The sequence below is a fragment of the Pseudomonas psychrophila genome (genome assembly GCF_001043005.1).
GTDB classification, from domain to species: Bacteria; Pseudomonadota; Gammaproteobacteria; order Pseudomonadales; family Pseudomonadaceae; genus Aquipseudomonas; species Aquipseudomonas psychrophila.
In genome coordinates this window covers 1264737-1287586 of record NZ_JYKZ01000001.1, presented here as the reverse complement: position 1 = coordinate 1287586, position 22850 = coordinate 1264737, and the positions used below count along the sequence as shown (strand labels likewise).

21 protein-coding genes, 4 tRNA genes and 1 rRNA gene are annotated in these 22850 nt (G+C 53.5%); all 26 read left to right on the top strand.

Going from position 1 to position 22850, the window contains the following annotated elements; all coding sequences use genetic code 11:
* Positions 1–115 (top strand): 5S ribosomal RNA (gene rrf / locus TU76_RS06055).
* Positions 116–311: 196 nt separating this feature from the next.
* The gene (birA, locus tag TU76_RS06050; RefSeq protein ID WP_019824382.1) at positions 312–1259 is read left to right on the top strand and encodes a bifunctional biotin--[acetyl-CoA-carboxylase] ligase/biotin operon repressor BirA; all 948 of its coding nucleotides are present in this window, start codon (positions 312–314) and stop codon (positions 1257–1259) included.
* Positions 1249–1992 (top strand): pantothenate kinase, encoded by a 744-nt coding sequence (locus TU76_RS06045; protein ID WP_019824381.1) that lies wholly within the window; start codon positions 1249–1251, stop codon positions 1990–1992. Before birA ends, TU76_RS06045 begins: the two co-directional genes overlap by 11 nt.
* 7 nt (positions 1993–1999) lie before the next feature.
* Positions 2000–2476 carry a hypothetical protein gene (locus TU76_RS06040; RefSeq protein WP_046810347.1) on the top strand — a complete coding sequence of 159 codons (477 nt, stop codon included), beginning with the start codon at positions 2000–2002 and terminating at the stop codon, positions 2474–2476.
* 110 nt (positions 2477–2586) lie between these two features.
* A tRNA-Tyr gene (locus TU76_RS06035) sits at positions 2587–2671 on the top strand.
* 25 nt (positions 2672–2696) lie between these two features.
* Positions 2697–2770, top strand: a tRNA-Gly gene (locus TU76_RS06030).
* A gap of 26 nt (positions 2771–2796) precedes the next feature.
* Positions 2797–2872: transfer RNA gene (locus TU76_RS06025), tRNA-Thr, on the top strand.
* Between the two features lie 242 nt (positions 2873–3114).
* A tRNA-Trp gene (locus tag TU76_RS06020) sits at positions 3115–3190 on the top strand.
* Between the two features lie 45 nt (positions 3191–3235).
* Entirely contained in the window at positions 3236–3604 is a 369-nt protein-coding gene (secE, locus tag TU76_RS06015) for a preprotein translocase subunit SecE (RefSeq protein ID WP_003444399.1), read from the top strand.
* 9 nt (positions 3605–3613) lie between these two features.
* Entirely contained in the window at positions 3614–4147 is a 534-nt protein-coding gene (nusG, locus tag TU76_RS06010) for a transcription termination/antitermination protein NusG (protein ID WP_003444397.1), read from the top strand.
* A 116-nt stretch (positions 4148–4263) separates the two neighbouring features.
* On the top strand, positions 4264–4695 hold the full coding sequence (gene rplK, locus TU76_RS06005) for a 50S ribosomal protein L11 (protein ID WP_008008888.1): 432 nt from the start codon (positions 4264–4266) through the stop codon (positions 4693–4695).
* Entirely contained in the window at positions 4695–5390 is a 696-nt protein-coding gene (gene rplA / locus TU76_RS06000; protein ID WP_003444394.1) for a 50S ribosomal protein L1, read from the top strand. Before rplK ends, rplA begins: the two co-directional genes overlap by 1 nt.
* Positions 5391–5586: 196 nt before the next feature.
* Positions 5587–6087, top strand: a complete 501-nt coding sequence (rplJ, locus tag TU76_RS05995; protein ID WP_003444392.1) for a 50S ribosomal protein L10 — start codon at positions 5587–5589, stop codon at positions 6085–6087.
* Between the two features lie 80 nt (positions 6088–6167).
* On the top strand, positions 6168–6533 hold the full coding sequence (gene rplL / locus TU76_RS05990; RefSeq protein WP_003444390.1) for a 50S ribosomal protein L7/L12: 366 nt from the start codon (positions 6168–6170) through the stop codon (positions 6531–6533).
* 219 nt (positions 6534–6752) lie between these two features.
* A complete protein-coding gene (rpoB, locus tag TU76_RS05985; protein WP_046810346.1) occupies positions 6753–10826 on the top strand; it encodes a DNA-directed RNA polymerase subunit beta in 4074 nt (1357 codons plus the stop codon).
* 63 nt (positions 10827–10889) lie between these two features.
* Positions 10890–15089, top strand: coding sequence for a DNA-directed RNA polymerase subunit beta' (gene rpoC / locus TU76_RS05980; protein ID WP_019824371.1), 4200 nt, complete (start codon positions 10890–10892; stop codon positions 15087–15089).
* A 216-nt stretch (positions 15090–15305) separates the two neighbouring features.
* On the top strand, positions 15306–15677 hold the full coding sequence (rpsL, locus tag TU76_RS05975) for a 30S ribosomal protein S12 (RefSeq protein WP_002555494.1): 372 nt from the start codon (positions 15306–15308) through the stop codon (positions 15675–15677).
* 123 nt (positions 15678–15800) lie between these two features.
* The gene (gene rpsG, locus TU76_RS05970) at positions 15801–16271 is read left to right on the top strand and encodes a 30S ribosomal protein S7 (protein WP_019824369.1); all 471 of its coding nucleotides are present in this window, start codon (positions 15801–15803) and stop codon (positions 16269–16271) included.
* Between the two features lie 30 nt (positions 16272–16301).
* On the top strand, positions 16302–18407 hold the full coding sequence (gene fusA, locus TU76_RS05965) for an elongation factor G (RefSeq protein ID WP_019824367.1): 2106 nt from the start codon (positions 16302–16304) through the stop codon (positions 18405–18407).
* Between the two features lie 35 nt (positions 18408–18442).
* Positions 18443–19636: an elongation factor Tu gene (tuf, locus tag TU76_RS05960; RefSeq protein ID WP_003444379.1), complete on the top strand. Its 1194-nt coding sequence runs from the start codon at positions 18443–18445 to the stop codon at positions 19634–19636.
* 142 nt (positions 19637–19778) lie between these two features.
* Positions 19779–20090 carry a 30S ribosomal protein S10 gene (gene rpsJ / locus TU76_RS05955; protein ID WP_003186070.1) on the top strand — a complete coding sequence of 104 codons (312 nt, stop codon included), beginning with the start codon at positions 19779–19781 and terminating at the stop codon, positions 20088–20090.
* 81 nt (positions 20091–20171) lie between these two features.
* Positions 20172–20807, top strand: a complete 636-nt coding sequence (gene rplC / locus TU76_RS05950; RefSeq protein ID WP_003444377.1) for a 50S ribosomal protein L3 — start codon at positions 20172–20174, stop codon at positions 20805–20807.
* A gap of 12 nt (positions 20808–20819) precedes the next feature.
* Positions 20820–21422, top strand: a complete 603-nt coding sequence (gene rplD, locus TU76_RS05945) for a 50S ribosomal protein L4 (protein WP_003444376.1) — start codon at positions 20820–20822, stop codon at positions 21420–21422.
* Positions 21419–21718 (top strand): 50S ribosomal protein L23, encoded by a 300-nt coding sequence (rplW, locus tag TU76_RS05940; RefSeq protein ID WP_003444375.1) that lies wholly within the window; start codon positions 21419–21421, stop codon positions 21716–21718. The genes rplD and rplW overlap by 4 nt, the downstream gene beginning before the upstream one ends.
* Positions 21719–21732: 14 nt before the next feature.
* Positions 21733–22557 carry a 50S ribosomal protein L2 gene (gene rplB, locus TU76_RS05935; protein WP_019824364.1) on the top strand — a complete coding sequence of 275 codons (825 nt, stop codon included), beginning with the start codon at positions 21733–21735 and terminating at the stop codon, positions 22555–22557.
* A 16-nt stretch (positions 22558–22573) separates the two neighbouring features.
* Entirely contained in the window at positions 22574–22849 is a 276-nt protein-coding gene (gene rpsS / locus TU76_RS05930; protein ID WP_003232420.1) for a 30S ribosomal protein S19, read from the top strand.
* Position 22850: the final 1 nt, after the last annotated feature.

Genomic DNA, 22850 nt, shown 5'->3' with positions numbered 1-22850 from the left:
TTGACGACCATAGAGCATTGGAACCACCTGATCCCATCCCGAACTCAGCAGTGAAACGATGCATCGCCGATGGTAGTGTGGGGTTTCCCCATGTGAGAGTAGGTCATCGTCAAGATTAAATTCCAAACCCCCTGTCTGCTAACGCAGACAGGGGGTTTGTTTTTGTGGCGAGAAAAGGTGTGCCTTACGGAGAGTTGCCCTTGTTAGCGCATCGCTTTGTATCTTCCCCCAGTTACTGTGCATCGCAGGGTTTCTATGCAATAGCTCTCCTCATGGCTATTATGCGTGCCTCATTGTGAGGCGATACTTGCATGCTGACGTTGTTGAAACTTCTTAAAGACGGTCGATTCCATTCTGGGCAAGCGCTCGGTGCAGCGCTAGGCGTTAGTCGCAGTGCTGTATGGAAACAGCTCCAGCATCTCGAGTCTGACTTGAATTTATCAATTCATAAGGTTCGTGGTCGTGGCTATCAGTTGGCTGCACCGTTAGAGCTCCTTGAGCAGGGTCAGTTGGACACCAGCCCTTGGCCTGTCTCGATTAATCATTCTTTAGATTCTACTAATGCTGAAGCACTTCGCGCGGTTGATCGTGGTGCAACGGCGCCATTTGTGGTACTGGCTGAGCGACAGACCGCAGGGAGAGGGCGGCGGGGGCGACAGTGGGTCAGCCCTTTCGCCGAGAATATCTACTACAGCCTCGTGCTAAGGATGGACGGCGGGATGCGTCAGCTAGAAGGCCTTAGTCTTGTGGTTGGCCTTGCCGTGTTGAGTGCGCTCAGGGAAGTAGGTGTTTCGGACGTGGGGCTCAAATGGCCGAATGATGTGCTGGTGAACAACAAAAAAATCGCAGGTATTTTGCTTGAGTTGGTTGGAGATCCCGCCGATGTATGTCATGTAGTCCTTGGTATTGGCATCAACGTGAACATGAGAGTGGCGAGCGAGGTTGATCAGGCCTGGACTTCGGTATATCTGGAGTCTGGAGTGGCGATCAACCGAAATGTGTTGGTTTCAAAGCTCAACGATAGTTTACGCATTTATCTTAAGCGTCATGCCGAATCGGGTTTTTCGGCTATTCAGTCGGAGTGGGAACAAAATCATTTGTGGCAAGGACGTGAAGTCTCCTTGATTGCTGGGGTACACCAGGTGAACGGCACGGTCATGGGTATTGATCAGCAGGGTGCGCTACGCATGAATGTGAATGGTGAAGAGAAGGTGTTTAGTGGCGGCGAGCTAAGTTTGAGGTTGCGCCATGATTCTTGAGATGGACTGTGGAAACAGTTTCATAAAGTGGCGCGCTCTGGACGGTACGGTCGTGGTGAGCGGAGGAGTCGTTGAGTCTGATGTTGGGCTTATGGCTGCGATTTTAGCTGTTCCAGCGCTATGTATTACGCATTGCAGGCTCGTGAGCGTGCGCAGTGATGATGAGACATCGAGTCTAGTGGCATCAATTGTGTCTACGTTTGATGTCGCAGTGGAGTGTGCGAAACCTGCGCGGGAAGTCGCAGGTGTTAGTAATGGATATGAGGATTTTGCCCGTTTGGGGCTGGACCGCTGGTTGGCCCTGGTAGGGGCGTTTGAGTTGGCAAAAAGTGCCTGCCTGGTTCTGGATTTCGGTACTGCGGTCACAGCGGACTTTGTTGCATCTGACGGCCAGCATCTGGGCGGGTTTATATGCCCTGGAATGCCCTTGATGCGGGACCAGCTGCGTACCCATACCCGGCGTATCAGATACGACAACTTTTCTGCAGAGCAGGCATTGCTCCGTCAAGCGCCGGGCCGAACAACGGCCGAAGCTGTAGAGCGTGGATGTTTGTTGATGTTGAGGGGCTTTGTTTTGACTCAACTCGAGTTGGCGCGTGAATATTGGGGGCAAGATTTTGAGGTGTTTCTCACAGGTGGCGACGCCAGCTTGGTGAAAGATATGGTGCCTGATGCGCGTGTGGTGCAAGACCTTGTATTTGTTGGCTTGGCGGTAGTTTGTCCCCTTCCTTGAGGTTCTTATGCGTTGGCTGTTTCTTTTGCTGGTTGTACTCAATATTTTTTATTACGTTTGGCATCAGCAAGAGGCGGCGCCCAGAGCGAAGGAGATCGTCTCCTTATCCTTGTACAAGGGGGATAAGCAGGATATACGCCTGCTCAGTGAGGCCCGACCCGGTGTTGTCTCTGCTGGAGTCCTGGGAGGTCGCGTAGAAAGCCAGGCGTGCCTGTATATAAGCGGCTTGTCCAGTGAGGATCAGTTGCAAAGACTACAGCGCAGGCTTGCGGAAGTAGATATGCAGTCAATACCAGCGACTGTAAGTCGAGATGATTCGGGGGGATTCGTACTAAAAATCGTAACCCAAAACAGCACCGCAGCCAGCGAAATGGCGCTGACTAACCTTGCCAATGAATTCAATGGGTTAAAATACAAAAAAATGCGGTGTGAGGGCTTGCAGCCACCTGATAGTTTGAATAGAATGGCGCCCGCTCCACAGTGAACGCCAAACAGGTCGTTAGGTGTGAAGCGGGTCAAGTTGCTAACTTCCTGATTTAATTGAAGAAAGTGGTTGACACAAGGTTGGAATGATGTAGAATTCTGCCTAGCTCAGGAGGGGTTCCCGAGCGGCCAAAGGGATCAGACTGTAAATCTGACGTCTACGACTTCGAAGGTTCGAATCCTTCCCCCTCCACCATATTTAAGCTAGAGCAGCAAGATTTGCGGGTGTAGTTTAGTGGTAGAACCTCAGCCTTCCAAGCTGATGATGCGGGTTCGATTCCCGCCACCCGCTCCAGTCTTGCTGTTTTCGCAACATGTTTTGCTCTTGTAGCTCAGTTGGTAGAGCACACCCTTGGTAAGGGTGAGGTCAGCGGTTCAAATCCGCTCAAGAGCTCCATATAACAAGGCAGATATGCAAATATCTGCCTTTGTTTTAACAGGTGCATAGCCTGTCTGGGGTGTTTGCTGGTGGTGCCTTGTTGGTATTGCTGCCCTGGTTGGTTGTTACGGTTGTGGGTAGCTCGCATTCTGCTGCTCGCTGGCAATTTCCGCTTTGGTAGGGTTGATTGCAAAAGTAATTGCATAAGTTGTTGAAAAGTCTCTCTCGTGTCGGCATAATCGGCGGCTCGATAATGTTTTAGGTCAGTAGCTCAATTGGCAGAGCGACGGTCTCCAAAACCGTAGGTTGGGGGTTCGATTCCCTCCTGACCTGCCAGATTCGCTCATTGCGTCTGGCTTTCTTTTCACAGGATCCTCTTAGATGACTCCCAAGGCTGAAGTTCAAGGCTCTCGCTTCGATCTCCTCAAGTGGCTTGTAGTGGTTGCTCTTGTGGTGGTTGGCGTTGTTGGGAATCAGTATTATTCTGGTTCGCCGATCCTGTATCGCGTCATTGCACTTCTTGTTATTGCTGCTGTTGCTGCCTATGTAGGCTTGCAGACGGCGAAAGGCAAGTCGTTCTCTGTGTTGGTGAAGGAAGCTCGTACTGAGATTCGTAAAGTCGTATGGCCAACTCGCCAAGAAACTACGCAGACCACGTTGATCGTGGTGGCTGTTGTTCTTGTTATGGCGTTGCTGTTGTGGGGTTTAGATTCCCTGCTCGGTTGGCTCGTTTCCTTGATTGTTGGCTAAGGGTGTCCCGTGGCTAAGCGTTGGTACGTAGTGCATGCTTATTCGGGTTACGAAAAGCATGTTATGCGCTCTTTGATTGAGCGTATTAAGCTGGCAGGCATGGAAGAAGGCTTCGGCGAAATTCTGGTTCCCACTGAAGAAGTGGTTGAGATGCGTAATGGCCAGAAACGCAAAAGCGAGCGCAAGTTCTTCCCTGGCTATGTGCTGGTTCAAATGGATATGAGCGAAGGGACTTGGCACTTGGTCAAGGATACTCCGCGCGTAATGGGCTTCATTGGTGGTACTGCCGACAAACCGGCACCGATCACTGATAAAGAGGCGGAAGCAATTCTGCGTCGTGTTGCTGATGGTAGCGACAAGCCCAAGCCAAAAACACTATTCGAGCCGGGCGAAGTTGTCCGTGTTACCGACGGTCCATTTGCTGATTTCAATGGCACGGTCGAAGAAGTTAACTACGAAAAGAGCCGTATCCAAGTGGCTGTGCTCATTTTCGGTCGCTCTACTCCGGTAGAGCTAGAGTTTAGCCAGGTCGAAAAGGTCTAGTTAGACACGAATCCCAACCCCATGGTCTAGGCTGTGGGGTTTTGTCGTCACTGGGATAAACGCGCAAGTAACCGGGGAGCCTCTTTAGGCGCTTGAACCCGTAATTGGAGTGCCTCATGGCTAAGAAGATTACCGCTTACATCAAGCTGCAAGTGAAGGCCGCTCAGGCCAACCCAAGTCCACCCGTAGGCCCGGCTCTGGGTCAGCACGGCGTGAACATCATGGAATTCTGCAAAGCTTTCAACGCCCGTACTCAGGGTATTGAACCAGGCCTGCCGACTCCAGTGATCATCACTGTATACAGCGACCGTAGCTTCACGTTCGAAACCAAGTCGACCCCTGCTTCGGTTCTGCTGAAGAAGGCTGCTGGTCTGACTAGCGGTTCCGCTCGTCCAAACACCGTTAAGGTTGGCACTGTAACTCGTGCTCAGCTGGAAGAAATCGCGAAAACCAAAAACGCGGATCTGACTGCAGCTGATATGGAAGCAGCCGTGCGTACTATCGCCGGTTCTGCTCGTAGCATGGGCCTTAACGTGGAGGGTGTGTAATGGCTAAGCTGACTAAGCGTCAAAAGGCAATCGCCGGTAAAATTGAAGCTGGCAAGTCTTACAACTTTGTAGACGCTGCTGCTTTGCTGGCTGAGCTGTCGACTGTAAAATTCAGCGAGTCTTTCGACATCGCCGTTAACCTGGGCGTAGACCCACGTAAATCTGACCAGGTTGTTCGTAGCGCTACTGTGCTGCCACACGGCACTGGCAAGACTGTACGTGTAGCTGTGTTCACTCAGGGTCCAGCTGCTGAAGCTGCTCTGGCTGCCGGCGCTGATCGCGTTGGTATGGACGACCTGGCTGCCGAAATGAAAGGCGGCGACCTGAACTATGACGTAGTTATTGCCTCCCCGGACGCAATGCGTGTTGTTGGTCAGTTGGGTCAGATCCTTGGTCCGCGTGGTCTGATGCCTAACCCTAAGGTTGGTACTGTAACTCCAGACGTAGCTACCGCTGTTAAGAATGCGAAGGCTGGTCAGGTTCGTTATCGCACTGACAAAAACGGTATCATCCACACTTCCGTTGGCAAGATCGGTTTTGATGCCGTCAAGCTGAAGGAAAACGTTGAAGCCCTGATCGCTGATTTGAAGCGTATCAAGCCAGCTTCTTCGAAAGGTATTTATGTTAAGCGCGTTACCCTGAGCACCACTATGGGCCCAGGCTTGGTCATCGACCAAGGTTCTTTGGACGCGTAAGACAAATTGGCGTGCTTTTAGCTCGCCAATGAAAGATTGGGGTCCCTGCCTGGCGGGGGCTATCCAAGACCGTAGGCGGCGCAAGCCTTAAACCTCAAGCCTACGCAGATGGTGCTCCCGGTTCCTTACCGAATCAGACACCAAAACGACATCCGGCCTCGGTTGGATGAAACGGTAACATGCAGGAGTTAAACCCGTGGCAATTAAACTCGAAGACAAGAAGGCCATCGTCGCTGAAGTCAACGAGGCTGCCAAAGTTGCCCTGTCCGCTGTTGTGGCTGATGCCCGCGGTGTGACAGTAGGCGCTATGACCGGACTCCGTAAAGAGGCTCGTGAAGCTGGCGTTTACGTACGTGTTGTACGTAACACCCTGCTAAAGCGCGCTGTTGCTGACACTGAATACAGTGTCCTCAACGACGTGTTCACAGGCCCGACCTTGATCGCATTCTCGAACGAGCATCCAGGCGCTGCTGCCCGTTTGTTCAAAGAGTTCGCTAAAGGTCAGGATAAGTTCGAGATCAAGGCAGCTGCGTTCGAGGGCAAGTTCCTCGCAGCTAATCAGATCGACGTACTGGCAAGTCTGCCGACCCGTGACGAAGCAATTTCTCAGCTGATGAGCGTGATTCAAGGCGCTACCAGCAAATTGGCTCGTACTCTGGCGGCACTTCGCGACCAGAAAGAAGCAGCTGCAGCTTAAGGCTGAGCAACTCCTTTCAGCGTTTATTGTTTATTTCGATAGCCGCCTAGGCTGTCACCCCAATACAGGAATTTTTAGTCATGTCTCTGACTACTCAAGAAATCATCGACGCAATCGGTTCGAAATCCGTTCTGGAAATCGTTGAGCTGATCAAGGCAATGGAAGAAGCATTCGGCGTTTCCGCTGCTGCTGCTTCTGCTGGTCCTGCTGCTGCCGCTGCTGTTGTTGAAGAGCAAACTGAATTCAACGTCATGCTGCTGGAAGCTGGCGAGAAGAAAGTTAACGTGATCAAGGCTGTTCGTGAACTGACTGGTCTGGGCCTGAAAGAAGCCAAGGCAGTTGTAGACAGCGCTCCTAGCGTTGTTCTGGAAGCTGTTGCGAAAGACGCAGCTGACAAAGCCAAGGCAGCCTTGGAAGAAGCAGGCGCTAAAGTCGAGCTGAAGTAAGCATCGACCTTGCGTCTCCAGCCCAAGCGTTAAGCTGAGGCTGATGGCTGGTGGCTCTTGCCACCGGCCTTTTTCCGTTATTGGCAGTCGACTAGGTCGATGCCTTTAACGTGCTGTAACCACCCTGTGCGGTGGAGCAAACCAAGGGGTTTGCACGATTTTCTGGCTGCTCCCGTCGGGAGAGGCCAAACAAGCAGGTGACCAAGCTGGGGAACGCTGATGGCTTACTCATATACTGAGAAAAAACGTATCCGCAAGGACTTTAGCAAGTTGCCGGACGTCATGGATGTGCCGTATCTCTTGGCAATCCAGCTGGATTCGTATCGTGAATTCTTGCAGGCGGGAGCAACTAAAGATAAGTTCCGCGACGTGGGCCTGCATGCGGCCTTCAAATCCGTTTTCCCGATCATCAGCTACTCCGGCAATGCTGCGCTGGAGTACGTCGGTTATCGCTTGGGCGAGCCGGCATTTGATGTCAAAGAATGCGTGTTGCGTGGCGTAACGTACGCCGTACCTTTGCGGGTAAAAGTTCGTTTGATCATTTTCGACAAAGAATCGTCGAACAAAGCGATCAAGGACATCAAAGAGCAAGAAGTCTACATGGGTGAAATCCCCCTGATGACTGAAAACGGTACCTTCGTAATCAACGGTACCGAGCGTGTAATTGTTTCCCAGCTGCACCGTTCCCCGGGCGTGTTCTTTGACCACGACCGCGGCAAGACGCACAGCTCCGGTAAGCTGCTTTATTCTGCGCGTATCATTCCTTACCGTGGTTCGTGGTTGGACTTTGAGTTCGATCCGAAAGACTGCGTGTTCGTGCGTATTGACCGTCGTCGCAAGCTGCCTGCATCGGTATTGCTGCGTGCGCTGGGCTATACCACTGAACAAGTGCTGGACGCGTTCTACACCACTAACGTGTTCCACGTTCAGGGCGAAAGCATTAGCCTGGAATTGGTTCCGCACCGTCTGCGCGGTGAAATCGCGGCCATCGATATTACCGATGACAAAGGCAAGGTGATTGTTGAGCAGGGTCGTCGTATTACTGCTCGCCACATCAACCAGCTGGAAAAAGCCGGTATCAAAGAGCTCGTTATGCCTCTGGACTATGTCCTGGGTCGCACAACGGCCAAGGCTATCGTGCATCCGGCTACCGGCGAAATCATTGCTGAGTGCAACACCGAGCTGACCACTGAAATCCTGGCAAAAATTGCCAAGGGTCAGGTTGTTCGCATCGAGACGTTGTACACCAACGATATCGACTGCGGTCCGTTCGTTTCCGACACTCTGAAGATCGACTCCACCAGCAACCAATTGGAAGCGCTGGTCGAGATCTATCGCATGATGCGTCCAGGCGAGCCGCCAACCAAAGACGCTGCTGAGACTCTGTTCAACAACCTGTTCTTCAGCCCCGAGCGTTATGACCTGTCTGCGGTCGGCCGGATGAAGTTCAACCGTCGTATCGGTCGTACCGAGATCGAAGGTTCGGGCGTGTTGTGCAAAGAAGACATCGTTGCCGTGCTGAAGACTCTGGTCGACATCCGTAACGGTAAAGGCATCGTCGATGACATCGACCACCTGGGTAACCGTCGTGTTCGCTGTGTAGGCGAAATGGCCGAGAACCAGTTCCGCGTTGGCCTGGTACGTGTTGAGCGTGCAGTCAAAGAGCGTCTGTCGATGGCTGAAAGCGAAGGCCTGATGCCGCAAGACTTGATCAACGCCAAGCCAGTGGCTGCGGCGGTGAAAGAGTTCTTCGGTTCGAGCCAGCTTTCCCAGTTCATGGACCAGAACAACCCGTTGTCCGAGATCACCCACAAGCGCCGTGTTTCTGCACTGGGCCCGGGCGGTTTGACGCGTGAGCGTGCTGGCTTTGAAGTTCGTGACGTACACCCGACTCACTACGGCCGTGTTTGCCCGATTGAGACGCCGGAAGGTCCGAACATTGGTCTGATCAACTCCTTGGCTGCTTATGCGCGCACCAACCAGTACGGCTTCCTTGAGAGCCCGTACCGTGTAGTGAAAGACGCACTGGTAACTGACGAGATCGTTTTCCTGTCCGCCATCGAAGAAGCCGATCACGTGATCGCTCAGGCCTCGGCCACGATGAACGACAAGAAAGTCCTGATCGACGAGCTGGTAGCTGTTCGTCACTTGAACGAATTCACCGTTAAGGCGCCGGAAGACGTCACCTTGATGGACGTCTCTCCGAAGCAGGTTGTTTCGGTTGCAGCGTCGTTGATTCCGTTCCTTGAGCACGATGACGCCAACCGTGCGTTGATGGGTTCGAACATGCAGCGTCAAGCTGTACCCACTCTGCGCGCTGACAAGCCGCTGGTAGGTACCGGCATGGAGCGTAACGTAGCTCGTGACTCCGGCGTTTGCGTCGTGGCTCGTCGTGGCGGCGTGATCGACTCTGTTGATGCCAGCCGTATCGTGGTTCGTGTTGCTGATGATGAAGTTGAAACTGGCGAAGCCGGTGTCGACATCTACAACCTGACCAAATACACCCGCTCCAACCAGAACACTTGCATCAACCAGCGTCCGCTGGTTCGCAAGGGTGACCGTGTACAGCGCAGCGACATCATGGCTGACGGCCCGTCCACCGATATGGGTGAGCTGGCGTTGGGTCAGAACATGCGCATCGCGTTCATGGCCTGGAACGGTTACAACTTCGAAGACTCCATCTGCCTGTCGGAACGAGTTGTTCAAGAAGATCGCTTTACCACGATCCACATTCAGGAACTGACCTGTGTGGCACGTGACACCAAGCTTGGGCCTGAAGAGATCACTGCAGACATCCCGAACGTGGGTGAAGCTGCACTGAACAAACTGGACGAAGCCGGTATTGTTTACGTAGGTGCTGAAGTTGGCGCTGGCGACATTCTGGTAGGTAAGGTCACTCCGAAAGGCGAGACTCAACTGACCCCAGAAGAGAAGCTGTTGCGCGCTATCTTCGGTGAAAAAGCCAGCGACGTTAAAGACACTTCCCTGCGTGTACCTACCGGTACCAAAGGTACTGTTATCGACGTACAGGTCTTCACTCGTGACGGCGTTGAGCGTGATGCTCGTGCCCTGTCGATCGAGAAGACCCAGCTGGACGAGATCCGCAAGGATCTGAACGAAGAGTTCCGTATCGTTGAAGGCGCCACTTTCGAACGTCTGCGCTCTGCTCTGGTTGGCCGTATAGCCGAGGGCGGTGCCGGTCTGAAGAAAGGTCAGGAAATCACCAATGAAATCCTGGACGGTCTTGAGCATGGTCAGTGGTTCAAACTGCGCATGGCTGAAGATGCTCTGAACGAGCAGCTTGAAAAGGCTCAGGCTTACATCATCGATCGCCGTCGTCTGCTGGACGACAAGTTCGAAGACAAGAAGCGCAAACTGCAGCAGGGCGATGACCTGGCTCCAGGCGTGCTTAAAATCGTCAAGGTTTACCTGGCAATCCGTCGTCGCATCCAGCCGGGTGACAAGATGGCTGGTCGTCACGGTAACAAAGGTGTGGTCTCCGTGATCATGCCGGTTGAAGACATGCCGTACGATGCTAATGGCACCCCGGTTGATGTGGTTCTCAACCCGTTGGGCGTACCTTCGCGTATGAACGTTGGTCAGATTCTCGAAACTCACCTGGGCCTCGCGGCTAAAGGTTTGGGCGAGAAGATCAACCTCATGATTGAAGAACAACGCAAGGTCGCTGACCTGCGCAAGTTCCTGCATGAGATCTACAACGAAATTGGCGGTCGTCAAGAAAGCCTGGATGACTTCTCGGACCAGGAAATTCTGGATCTGGCGAAGAACCTTCGTGGCGGTGTGCCGATGGCTACCCCGGTGTTCGACGGTGCCAAAGAAAGCGAAATCAAGGCAATGCTACGTTTGGCTGATCTGCCAGACAGCGGCCAAATGGAGCTGACTGACGGTCGTACCGGCAACAAGTTCGAGCGTCCGGTAACCGTTGGCTACATGTACATGCTGAAGCTGAACCACTTGGTAGACGACAAGATGCATGCTCGTTCTACCGGTTCTTACAGCCTGGTTACCCAGCAGCCGCTGGGTGGTAAGGCACAGTTCGGTGGTCAGCGTTTCGGGGAGATGGAGGTCTGGGCGCTGGAAGCCTACGGCGCGGCATACACTCTGCAAGAAATGCTCACAGTGAAGTCGGACGATGTGAACGGTCGTACCAAGATGTACAAAAACATCGTGGACGGCGATCACCGTATGGAGCCGGGCATGCCCGAGTCCTTCAACGTGTTGATCAAAGAAATTCGTTCCCTCGGCATCGATATCGATCTGGAAACCGAATAACACGTGACGCGAATCGAGAGCGGGGCTGTTAGCCCGCTCTCTGCTCCGCCAGGAGGAAAGGCCTTGAAAGACCTACTGAATTTGCTGAAAAACCAGGGTCAAGTCGAAGAGTTCGACGCCATCCGTATTGGATTGGCATCGCCTGAGATGATCCGTTCGTGGTCGTTCGGTGAAGTTAAAAAGCCGGAAACCATCAACTACCGTACGTTCAAGCCTGAGCGTGACGGCCTGTTCTGCGCCAAGATCTTTGGCCCGGTAAAGGATTACGAGTGCCTGTGCGGTAAGTACAAGCGCTTGAAGCACCGCGGTGTGATCTGTGAGAAGTGTGGCGTTGAAGTCGCACTGGCCAAGGTCCGTCGCGAGCGCATGGCTCACATCGAACTGGCTTCGCCAGTTGCTCACATCTGGTTCCTGAAATCGCTGCCGTCCCGTATCGGCTTGCTGATGGACATGACCCTGCGTGATATCGAACGCGTTCTCTACTTTGAGAGCTATGTTGTTATCGATCCGGGCATGACCACTCTGGAAAAAGGTCAGCTGCTGAACGATGAGCAGTACTTCGAAGCGCTGGAAGAGTTCGGCGACGACTTCGATGCCCGTATGGGTGCTGAAGCTGTCCGTGAACTGCTGCACGCTATCGACCTGGAACACGAGATTGGCCGTCTGCGCGAAGAAATTCCGCAAACCAACTCCGAAACCAAGATCAAGAAGCTGTCCAAGCGCCTGAAGTTGATGGAAGCCTTCCTGGGCTCCGGCAACCTTCCTGAGTGGATGGTACTGACCGTTCTGCCGGTTCTGCCGCCAGATCTGCGTCCTTTGGTTCCGCTTGATGGTGGTCGTTTCGCGACTTCCGACCTCAACGATCTGTATCGTCGGGTAATTAACCGTAACAACCGCTTGAAGCGCCTGCTTGATCTGTCCGCTCCGGACATCATCGTGCGCAACGAAAAGCGTATGTTGCAAGAAGCGGTCGACGCATTGCTCGACAACGGCCGTCGTGGTCGCGCTATTACCGGTTCGAACAAGCGTCCTCTGAAATCCTTGGCTGACATGATCAAGGGTAAGCAGGGTCGTTTCCGTCAGAACTTGCTCGGTAAGCGTGTTGACTACTCGGGTCGTTCGGTAATTACCGTAGGCCCGACCCTGCGTCTGCACCAGTGCGGTCTGCCGAAAAAAATGGCTCTCGAGCTGTTCAAGCCGTTCATTTTTGGCAAGCTGGAAATGCGTGGTCTTGCTACCACCATCAAAGCAGCCAAGAAAATGGTTGAGCGCGAGTTGCCGGAAGTTTGGGACGTTCTCGCTGAAGTTATCCGCGAACATCCGGTTCTTCTCAACCGTGCACCGACTCTTCACCGTCTGGGCATCCAGGCCTTTGAACCGGTTCTGATCGAAGGTAAAGCTATCCAGCTGCACCCGTTGGTCTGTGCTGCGTACAACGCCGACTTCGACGGCGACCAAATGGCCGTGCACGTACCGCTGACACTGGAAGCCCAGCTGGAAGCGCGTGCGTTGATGATGTCGACCAACAACATTCTGTCGCCAGCCAACGGTGAGCCAATCATCGTTCCGTCGCAGGACGTTGTATTGGGTCTGTACTACATGACGCGTGAAGCGATCAACGCCAAGGGCGAAGGTCGTGTGTTCGCTGACTTGCAAGAAGTTGACCGTGTATTCCGTGCTGGCGAAGCCGCACTGCATGCCAAGGTCAAGGTTCGCATCAGCGAAACCGTCAACGACCGTGATGGCGGCAGCGTGAGCAACACCCGTATCGTCGACACCACTGTCGGCCGTGCGCTGTTGTTCCAGGTTGTGCCAAAAGGTCTGTCGTACGACGTCGTCAACTTGCCGATGAAGAAAAAAGCGATCTCCAAGCTGATCAACCAGTGCTACCGCGTGGTTGGTTTGAAAGAGACTGTTATCTTCGCTGACCAGTTGATGTACACAGGTTTTGCTTACTCGACCATTTCCGGCGTTTCCATCGGTGTTAACGACTTCGTTATCCCTGATGAAAAAGCTCGCATCATCGCGGCTGCAACCGATGAAGTGAAAGAGATCGAAAGTCAGTACGCCTCCGGCCTGGTAACCCAGGGCGAGAAGTACAACAAGGTAATCGACCTTTGGTCGAAAGCTAACGACGAAGTTTCCAAGGCAATGATGTCCAACCTCTCGAAAGAGAAGGTTATCGACCGTCACGGCGTTGAGGTTGAGCAAGAGTCGTTCAACTCGATGTACATGATGGCCGACTCCGGCGCACGGGGTTCTGCAGCGCAGATCCGTCAGCTGGCCGGTATGCGTGGTCTGATGGCCAAGCCGGACGGTTCCATCATTGAAACGCCGATTACTGCGAACTTCCGTGAAGGCCTGAGCGTACTTCAGTACTTCATCTCTACTCACGGTGCTCGTAAGGGTCTGGCGGATACCGCCTTGAAGACAGCTAACTCCGGTTATCTGACTCGCCGTCTGGTAGACGTTGCGCAAGACTTGGTTGTGACTGAAGTTGACTGCGGTACCGAACACGGTCTGCTGATGACTCCGCACATCGAAGGCGGCGACGTTGTAGAGCCGTTGGGTGAGCGCGTGCTGGGTCGAGTAATCGCCCGTGACGTGTACAAGCCGGGTACCGAGGACATTATCGTTCCTGCGGGCACTCTGGTTGACGAGAAGTGGGTTGAATTCATCGAGCTGAACAGCATCGACGAAGTAATCGTGCGTTCGCCAATCAGCTGTGAAACTCGCTTCGGTATCTGTGCCAAGTGCTACGGTCGTGACTTGGCTCGTGGTCACCAGGTGAACATCGGTGAAGCTGTCGGCGTGATCGCTGCTCAGTCGATCGGTGAGCCGGGTACACAGCTGACGATGCGTACGTTCCACATCGGTGGTGCGGCAAGCCGGACCTCTGCTGCTGACAGTGTTCAGGTGAAGAATGGCGGTACTGTCCGTCTTCATAACCTCAAGCACGTTGAGCGTGTAGATGGCTGCCTGGTAGCTGTATCCCGTTCCGGTGAGCTGGCCATCGCTGATGACTTCGGTCGTGAGCGTGAGCGCTACAAGCTGCCGTACGGCGCCGTGATTTCGGTTAAAGAAGGTGACAAGGTTGACGCTGGCTCGATCGTAGCCAAGTGGGATCCGCACACTCACCCAATCGTTACCGAAATGAAAGGTACCGTGACCTACGTGGGCATGGAAGAAGGCATCACGATCAAGCGTCAGACTGACGAATTGACCGGTATGACCAACATTGAAGTCCTCGACGCCAAAGACCGTCCAGCTGCCGGCAAGGACATCCGTCCAGCCGTTAAGATGGTTGGTGTGGATGGCAAGGATCTGCTGTTGCCTGGTACCGACGTACCGGCTCAGTACTTCCTGCCAGCCAACGCCCTGGTCGGTGTAGCGGATGGTGCGGAAATCGCGATCGGTGACGTTATCGCTCGTATTCCGCAAGAGACTTCGAAAACTCGAGACATCACCGGTGGTCTGCCACGCGTTGCTGACTTGTTCGAAGCGCGTCGTCCGAAAGAAGCCTCGATTCTGGCTGAAGTCAGCGGCACCATCGCGTTCGGTAAAGAAACCAAAGGCAAGCGCCGTCTGGTTATTACCCCGAACGACGGTACTGATCCGTACGAAGAGCTGATTCCAAAGTGGCGTCACCTGAACGTCTTCGAAGGCGAGCAAGTGAACCGCGGCGAAGTTATCTCCGACGGTCCAAGCGATCCACACGACATCCTGCGTCTGCTGGGTGTAAGTGCGCTGGCCAAGTACATCGTTAACGAGATTCAGGACGTTTACCGTCTGCAAGGCGTAAAAATCAACGATAAGCACATCGAGACCATTCTGCGTCAGATGTTGCGTAAAGTTGAGATTGCCGAGTCTGGTGATTCCACCTTCATCAAGGGCGACCAGATGGAGTTGACCCAGGTGTTGACCGAAAACGAGCGTTTGGGTGGCGAAGATAAATTCGTTTCCAAGTTCACTCGTGTTCTGTTGGGTATCACCAAGGCGTCGTTGTCGACTGAGTCGTTCATCTCCGCGGCCTCTTTCCAAGAGACCACCCGCGTACTGACCGAAGCAGCGGTAACCGGCAAGCGCGATTACCTGCGCGGCCTGAAAGAAAACGTTGTCGTGGGTCGTTTGATCCCGGCTGGTACCGGTTTGGCATACCACAGCGAGCGTAAGCGCCGCCGTGAGGCTGACAAGCCGTTGCGCGTAAGCGCCAGTGAAGTGGAAGCTGCACTGACCGAAGCGCTGAACTCGAGCGGTAACTGAGTTCTGCGGTAAATGAAGGGTGGGCCCCGGCAGTTCCATTCATCGAATTGAGACATTTTGTCTGGGTTTGATGAGTGGAAGTGTCGGGGCCTTGCCTTGACTGGGGGCAAGATCCTCTTTAGACTCTTGTACCCCTAAATTTGGCGGGAATTCGTTCCTGCCATTTTGCTTTTCTTGCAAGACAATAGCGTCGCAAGACAACAGTGGAGCTAGTAGATGGCAACTATCAACCAGCTGGTACGTCAGCCGCGTAAGCGTATCGTCGAGAAATCCGACGTACCTGCGCTGCAAAACTGCCCGCAACGTCGTGGCGTATGCACCCGTGTGTATACAACTACGCCGAAAAAACCTAACTCGGCACTGCGTAAAGTATGCCGTGTGCGCCTGACCAACGGTTTCGAGGTTTCCTCGTACATCGGTGGTGAAGGTCACAACTTGCAAGAACACAGCGTGGTACTGATTCGTGGCGGTCGTGTAAAAGACTTGCCAGGTGTTCGTTATCACACCGTTCGCGGCTCTTTGGATACTTCCGGCGTTAAAGGTCGTAACCAAGGTCGTTCGAAGTACGGTACCAAGAAGCCGAAGTAGTATTCGGTTGCTGGTAAAAAATGCAGATTTCTTTTTTTCTGAGTCGATAAGAGTAAGGTCGGACGTGCATCTTTTGGATGTAATGGTTCCGAGCTAACCTGAAGACCGTTTGAGGGCTTATCCATGCCAAGAAGACGCGTAGCAGCCAAGCGCGATGTGCTTGACGATCCAAAATACGGAAGCCAAATCCTGGCCAAGTTCATGAACCACGTGATGGAAAGCGGCAAAAAAGCCGTTGCCGAGCGTATCGTTTATGGCGCGCTGGAAAAGGTTAAAGAACGCAAGAACAGCGATCCCCTGGAAATCTTCGAGAAAGCTCTCGACGCCATCGCTCCGCTGGTCGAAGTGAAGTCGCGCCGTGTAGGCGGTGCTACTTACCAGGTTCCGGTCGAAGTTCGCCCGTCCCGTCGTAACGCCCTGGCAATGCGCTGGTTGGTAGACTTCGCCCGTAAGCGCGGCGAGAAGTCTATGGCTCTGCGTTTGGCTGGCGAACTGTTGGACGCAGCTGAAGGTAAAGGTGCTGCTGTTAAGAAGCGTGAAGACGTGCACCGTATGGCCGAAGCTAACAAAGCTTTCTCGCACTACCGCTTCTAAATTCAGCTTCACTAATTTTGCGAGGGCTTTATGGCTCGTACTACTCCGATTAGTCGCTACCGTAACATCGGTATCGTCGCTCACGTGGATGCTGGTAAAACCACTACCACTGAGCGCGTACTGTTTTACACTGGCAAAAGTCACAAAATGGGCGAGGTGCATGATGGCGCCGCGACCACAGACTGGATGGTTCAGGAGCAGGAGCGTGGTATTACCATTACTTCTGCTGCTATCACCGCCTTCTGGAAGGGTTCTGCCAAGCAGTACAAGGACGAGCATCGCTTCAACGTAATCGATACCCCGGGCCACGTAGACTTCACTATTGAAGTTGAGCGTTCCCTGCGCGTACTCGACGGCGCTGTCGTTGTGTTCTGTGGTACCTCGGGCGTTGAGCCTCAGTCGGAAACCGTATGGCGTCAAGCCAACAAATACGGCGTTCCACGTCTTGTTTACGTAAACAAGATGGACCGTGCTGGCGCCAACTTCCTGCGCGTTATTGAGCAGATCAAGAAGCGTCTGGGCCACACTCCGGTTCCAATCCAGCTGGCTATCGGTTCTGAAGACAACTTCCAGGGTCAGATTGATCTGATCAACATGGAAGCTGTGTACTGGAACGATGCTGACAAGGGTATGGTTCCTGTTCGCAAAGAAATTCCAGCTGAGCTGAAAGATCTTGCTGACGAATGGCGCGACAACATGGTTCAGGCTGCGGCCGAAGCCAATGAAGAGCTGATGAACAAGTACCTCGAGGGTGAAGAATTCACCATCGCGGAAATCAAGGCTGCTCTGCGTCAGCGTACTATCGCTGGTGAGATCGTCTTGGCTGTTTGCGGTTCTTCCTTCAAGAACAAGGGTGTTCCCCTGGTTCTCGACGCCGTTATCGACTTCCTGCCTGCTCCGACTGATATTCCTGCCATCAAGGGTACTGACCCTGATGACGAGAGCATCGAGCTGGAGCGTCATGCTGACGACAGCGAGCCGTTCTCGGCTCTGGCGTTCAAGATCGCTACCGACCCATTCGTGGGTACCTTGACCTTCGTCCGTGTTTACTCGGGCGTGTTGAACTCCGGCGACGGCGTGATCAACTCGGTTAAAGGCAAGAAAGAGCGTGTGGGTCGTATGGTGCAAATGCACGCAAACGCCCGTGAAGAAATCAAGGAAGTACGCGCTGGTGACATCGCGGCCTTGATCGGCATGAAGGACGTCACCACTGGTGAGACTTTGTGCAACGCTGACAAGCCAATCATTCTGGTTCGCATGGACTTCCCGGAGCCGGTTATTTCGGTTGCCGTAGAGCCTAAGACCAAGGATGACCAGGAAAAAATGGGTGTTGCACTGGGCAAGCTTGCTCAGGAAGATCCATCTTTCCGCGTTAAAACTGATGAAGAGACTGGTCAGACGATCATCTCGGGCATGGGCGAGCTGCACTTGGACATCCTGGTTGACCGGATGCGCCGTGAGTTCAACGTCGAAGCCAACATCGGTAAGCCTCAGGTTTCGTATCGTGAGCGCATCACGAAGAACTGTGAGATCGAAGGCAAGTTCGTTCGTCAGTCCGGCGGTCGTGGCCAGTTTGGTCACTGCTGGATCCGTTTTGCACCTGCTGACGAAGGTCAGGAAGGTCTGCAGTTCGTGAACGAAGTGGTAGGTGGTGTGGTTCCTAAGGAATACATCCCGGCTATCCAGAAGGGCATCGAAGAGCAGATGAAGAACGGTGTTGTTGCCGGCTATCCGCTGATCGGCCTGAAGGCTACCGTGTTTGATGGTTCTTACCACGACGTCGACTCCAACGAGATGGCGTTTAAGGTGGCTGCTTCCATGGCGACCAAGCAACTGGCTACCAAAGGTGGCGGTGAGCTGCTTGAGCCGATCATGGCGGTAGAGGTTGTTACACCTGAAGACTATATGGGTGACGTGATGGGCGACTTGAATCGTCGTCGCGGCATGATCCAGGGTATGGAAGATACGGTTTCCGGCAAAGTTATTCGTGCTGAGGTTCCGTTGGGTGAAATGTTCGGTTATGCGACCGACGTTCGTTCCATGTCTCAGGGTCGCGCAAGCTACTCTATGGAATTCAAAAAATACGATACAGCTCCGGCGCACATCGTCGAAACTGTTACTAAAAAACAAGGCTGATTTAGTTCAGTCCTTTAGGCAAGGAGTTAATTGTCGTGGCTAAAGAAAAATTTGATCGTTCCCTACCGCACGTCAACGTTGGCACTATCGGTCACGTTGACCATGGTAAAACCACGCTGACTGCAGCTCTGACTCGTGTTTGCTCCGAGATTTTCGGTTCGGCAATCGTTGACTTCGATAAAATCGACAGCGCGCCAGAAGAAAAAGCTCGTGGTATCACCATCAACACTGCGCACGTTGAATACAACTCGCTGATCCGTCACTACGCTCACGTTGACTGCCCAGGTCACGCTGACTATGTGAAGAACATGATCACCGGTGCTGCTCAGATGGACGGCGCTATTCTGGTTTGTTCGGCCGCTGATGGTCCGATGCCACAAACCCGTGAGCACATCCTGCTGTCCCGTCAGGTTGGCGTTCCGTACATCGTGGTTTTCCTGAACAAGGCTGATCTGGTAGACGACGCTGAGCTGCTGGAACTGGTTGAGATGGAAGTGCGCGATCTGCTGAGCACTTACGACTTCCCAGGCGACGACACTCCGATCATCATCGGTTCTGCTCGTATGGCTCTGGAAGGCAAAGACGACAACGAAATGGGCACCACTGCCGTTCGTAAACTGGTTGAAACTCTGGATACTTACATTCCGGACCCAGTTCGTGTTATCGACAAGCCGTTCCTGATGCCAATCGAAGACGTATTCTCGATCTCCGGTCGCGGTACTGTTGTAACTGGTCGTATCGAGCGCGGTATCGTTCGCGTTCAAGATCCGCTGGAAATCGTTGGTCTGCGTGACACTACTGTTACCACCTGCACCGGCGTTGAAATGTTCCGTAAGCTGCTTGACGAAGGTCGTGCTGGCGAGAACTGCGGCGTGCTGCTGCGCGGCACCAAGCGTGACGACGTAGAGCGTGGCCAGGTTCTGGTTAAGCCGGGTTCGGTTAAGCCACACACTACCTTCGAAGCTGAAGTGTACGTGTTGAGCAAAGAAGAAGGCGGCCGTCATACTCCGTTCTTCAAAGGCTACCGTCCACAGTTCTACTTCCGGACCACTGACGTGACCGGTAACTGCGAACTGCCGGAAGGCGTTGAAATGGTAATGCCAGGCGACAACATCAAAATGGTTGTCACCCTGATCAAAACCATCGCAATGGAAGACGGTCTGCGTTTCGCAATCCGTGAAGGCGGTCGTACCGTCGGCGCTGGCGTAGTAGCCAAAATCATTGCTTAAGCTTTGATTGCCTGAAAAAGCCCCCGCTCAGCGGGGGCTTTTTTTATTGAGTTGACACCCAGTTGGGCCATCTATAGAATTGCGCCTCCTTTAAACGGGCGTATTGCGCTCGGTGGGAATAGCAATCGGAGTCTGAAATCCAATGCAAAATCAGCAAATCCGTATCAGGTTGAAGGCTTTTGACCATCGCCTGATCGACCAATCAACCCAGGAAATCGTGGAAACCGCGAAACGTACTGGTGCTCAAGTGCGTGGTCCAATTCCACTGCCTACCCGTAAAGAGCGGTTCACCGTTCTGGTCTCCCCGCACGTCAACAAAGACGCGCGTGACCAGTACGAGATCCGTACTCATAAGCGCGTTCTGGACATCGTCCAGCCAACGGATAAAACCGTTGATGCACTTATGAAGCTTGATCTTGCGGCCGGTGTGGAAGTGCAGATCAGCCTCGGCTAAGACTTGGGTCTTAGTCGTGTAACGCTCTGAAATGGGCGGCCATAGCGGGTGAAAGCCCCGTACACTCATGAGGTTTACAACATGACTATTGGTGTAGTCGGTCGTAAATGCGGTATGACCCGTATTTTCACCGAAGAAGGTGTCTCCATTCCGGTTACGGTCATTGAGATCGAGCCGAATCGCGTCACCCAGTTCAAAACTGAAGAAACCGATGGCTATCGTGCAGTGCAAGTCACTGTCGGCGAGCGTCGCGCTTCGCGTGTAACTGCTGCTCAAGCGGGTCACTTCGCTAAAGCAAACGTTGCAGCTGGTCGTACCGTAATGGAATTCCGTCTTGAAGAAGGCGAGTACCAAGCAGGCGATCTGATCAACGCTGAAATCTTCACCGCAGGTCAGATGGTCGATGTGACCGGTCAGTCCAAAGGTAAAGGCTTCCAGGGTACGATCAAGCGTTGGAATTTCCGTGGCCAAGATAACACTCACGGTAACTCCGTTTCCCACCGCGTCCCGGGCTCTATTGGCCAGTGCCAGACTCCTGGTCGTGTATTCAAGGGCAAAAAAATGTCCGGTCATATGGGCGCTGAGCGCGTGACCGTGCAGTCCCTCGAAGTAGTGCGCGTCGACGCTGAACGCAATCTGTTGTTGGTCAAGGGTGCTGTTCCTGGCGCTACTGGCGGCAACCTGGTTGTACGTCCGGCGGCCAAGGCTCGCGGTTAAGGGGAAGCTGACATGCAATTAAATGTAAATGATGCTCAAGCGATCGAAGTTTCCGAACTGACGTTTGGCGGCGAGTTCAACGAGACGCTGGTTCACCAGGCAGTCGTGGCCTACATGGCTGGCGGTCGTCAAGGTAGCAAGCAGCAAAAGACCCGTTCCGACGTTCGTGGTGGCGGTAAGCGCCCTTGGCGTCAGAAAGGTACTGGCCGTGCTCGTGCTGGTACTATCCGTAGCCCAATCTGGCGCGGCGGTGGTACTACTTTCGCAGCTCGTCCACAAGATCACTCTCAGAAGCTCAACAAGAAGATGTATCGCGCAGCAATGCGTTCCATCCTTGCTGAACTGGTTCGTACTGATCGTCTGATCGTGGTTCAGGACTTCGCAGTTGAAGCGCCGAAAACCAAAGATCTGCTGAACAAACTGAATGGCATGGGTCTGACAGACGTCCTGATCGTGTCTGAAGTTGTTGATCAGAACCTGTACCTGGCTGCTCGTAACCTGCCACACGTTGATGTACGTGACGTGCAAGGTTCCGACCCAGTTAGTCTGATCGCATACGACAAGGTGTTGATCACCGTGTCGGCCGTGAAGAAATTCGAGGAGCTGCTGGGATGAACCAGGAACGCGTATTTAAAGTTCTGCTTGGCCCGCACGTTTCCGAGAAGGCTACGGTTCTGGCAGACAAGAAAGGCCAGTTCGTTTTCAAGGTTGCTACTGATGCAACCAAGCTGGAAATCAAGAAGGCCGTCGAAAGCCTGTTCAGCGTGAAAGTTGAGCGTGTTACTACCCTGAATGTTCTGGGTAAGAGCAAGCGCACCGCTCGCGGCGTGGGCAAGCGTAATGACTGGAAGAAGGCAGTAATCTCCCTTCAGCCAGGCCAAGATCTCGATTTCAGCAGCAGTGCTGAGTAAGGAAGGGGTGCATCATGGCAATCGTTAAATGCAAACCGACTTCCCCTGGCCGCCGTCATGTGGTCAAGGTGGTCAACCAGGAGCTGCATAAAGGCGCTCCTCACGCACCGCTGCTCGAGAAGAAATCGAAGACTGGTGGTCGTAACAACAATGGCCGTATTACCACGCGTCACATCGGTGGTGGTCATAAGCAGCACTATCGTTTGGTCGACTTCCGTCGCAACGACAAAGATGGCATTCCAGCCACTGTTGAGCGTATTGAATACGATCCAAACCGTACTGCTCACATTGCTCTTATGTTGTACGCAGACGGCGAACGCCGTTACATCATCGCCCCTAAAGGCGTGAGCGCTGGCGACCAGCTGATTTCGGGTGCTTTGGCTCCGATCAAGCCAGGCAACCAGTTGCAACTGCGCAGCATTCCAGTTGGTAGCACCGTACACGGCATCGAATTGAAGCCGGGCAAAGGCGCACAAATCGCTCGTTCCGCTGGTGCTTCGGCTCAGTTGGTCGCTCGTGATGGTGTCTACGTGACCCTGCGTCTGCGTTCCGGTGAAATGCGTAAAGTATTGGCTGAATGCCGTGCAACGCTTGGCGAAGTCTCGAACTCCGAGCACAGCCTGCGTTCGCTGGGTAAAGCTGGTGCCAAACGCTGGCGTGGCGTTCGCCCAACCGTTCGTGGTGTTGCCATGAACCCGGTTGACCACCCACATGGTGGTGGTGAAGGTCGTACCTCTGGTGGTCGTCATCCGGTATCGCCATGGGGCTTCCCGACTAAGGGCGCGAAGACTCGTGGTAATAAGCGTACCGACAAAATGATCGTCCGTCGTCGCAAGTAAATAGAGGGATACGACAGTGCCACGTTCTCTGAAAAAAGGTCCTTTTATTGATCTTCACCTACTGAAGAAGATCGAAGTGGCGGCGGAAAAGAACGATCGCAAACCGGTGAAAACCTGGTCGCGTCGTTCGATGATCCTGCCACAAATGGTCGGTTTGACCATCGCTGTGCATAACGGTCGTCTTCATGTCCCAGTTCTTGTGAACGAAGACATGGTTGGCCATAAACTAGGCGAGTTTGCCGGTACCCGCACTTATCGTGGGCACGTGGCAGACAAGAAAGCCAAGCGTTAAG

Bases quoted from the DNA above. Each gene is read 5' to 3' on its own strand.
- rplA (WP_003444394.1), top strand. From the start codon at position 4,695: ATGGCTAAGCTGACTAAGCGTCAAAAGGCAATCGCCGGTAAAATTGAA.
- birA (WP_019824382.1), top strand. From the start codon at position 312: ATGCTGACGTTGTTGAAACTTCTTAAAGACGGTCGATTCCATTCTGGG.
- TU76_RS06040 (WP_046810347.1), top strand. From the start codon at position 2,000: ATGCGTTGGCTGTTTCTTTTGCTGGTTGTACTCAATATTTTTTATTAC.
- rpsJ (WP_003186070.1), top strand. From the start codon at position 19,779: ATGCAAAATCAGCAAATCCGTATCAGGTTGAAGGCTTTTGACCATCGC.
- rplW (WP_003444375.1), top strand. From the start codon at position 21,419: ATGAACCAGGAACGCGTATTTAAAGTTCTGCTTGGCCCGCACGTTTCC.
- fusA (WP_019824367.1), top strand. From the start codon at position 16,302: ATGGCTCGTACTACTCCGATTAGTCGCTACCGTAACATCGGTATCGTC.
- rplB (WP_019824364.1), top strand. From the start codon at position 21,733: ATGGCAATCGTTAAATGCAAACCGACTTCCCCTGGCCGCCGTCATGTG.
- rplL (WP_003444390.1), top strand. From the start codon at position 6,168: ATGTCTCTGACTACTCAAGAAATCATCGACGCAATCGGTTCGAAATCC.
- rpoB (WP_046810346.1), top strand. From the start codon at position 6,753: ATGGCTTACTCATATACTGAGAAAAAACGTATCCGCAAGGACTTTAGC.
- rpsL (WP_002555494.1), top strand. From the start codon at position 15,306: ATGGCAACTATCAACCAGCTGGTACGTCAGCCGCGTAAGCGTATCGTC.
- rplK (WP_008008888.1), top strand. From the start codon at position 4,264: ATGGCTAAGAAGATTACCGCTTACATCAAGCTGCAAGTGAAGGCCGCT.
- rpsG (WP_019824369.1), top strand. From the start codon at position 15,801: ATGCCAAGAAGACGCGTAGCAGCCAAGCGCGATGTGCTTGACGATCCA.
- TU76_RS06045 (WP_019824381.1), top strand. From the start codon at position 1,249: ATGATTCTTGAGATGGACTGTGGAAACAGTTTCATAAAGTGGCGCGCT.
- secE (WP_003444399.1), top strand. From the start codon at position 3,236: ATGACTCCCAAGGCTGAAGTTCAAGGCTCTCGCTTCGATCTCCTCAAG.
- rplD (WP_003444376.1), top strand. From the start codon at position 20,820: ATGCAATTAAATGTAAATGATGCTCAAGCGATCGAAGTTTCCGAACTG.
- rplC (WP_003444377.1), top strand. From the start codon at position 20,172: ATGACTATTGGTGTAGTCGGTCGTAAATGCGGTATGACCCGTATTTTC.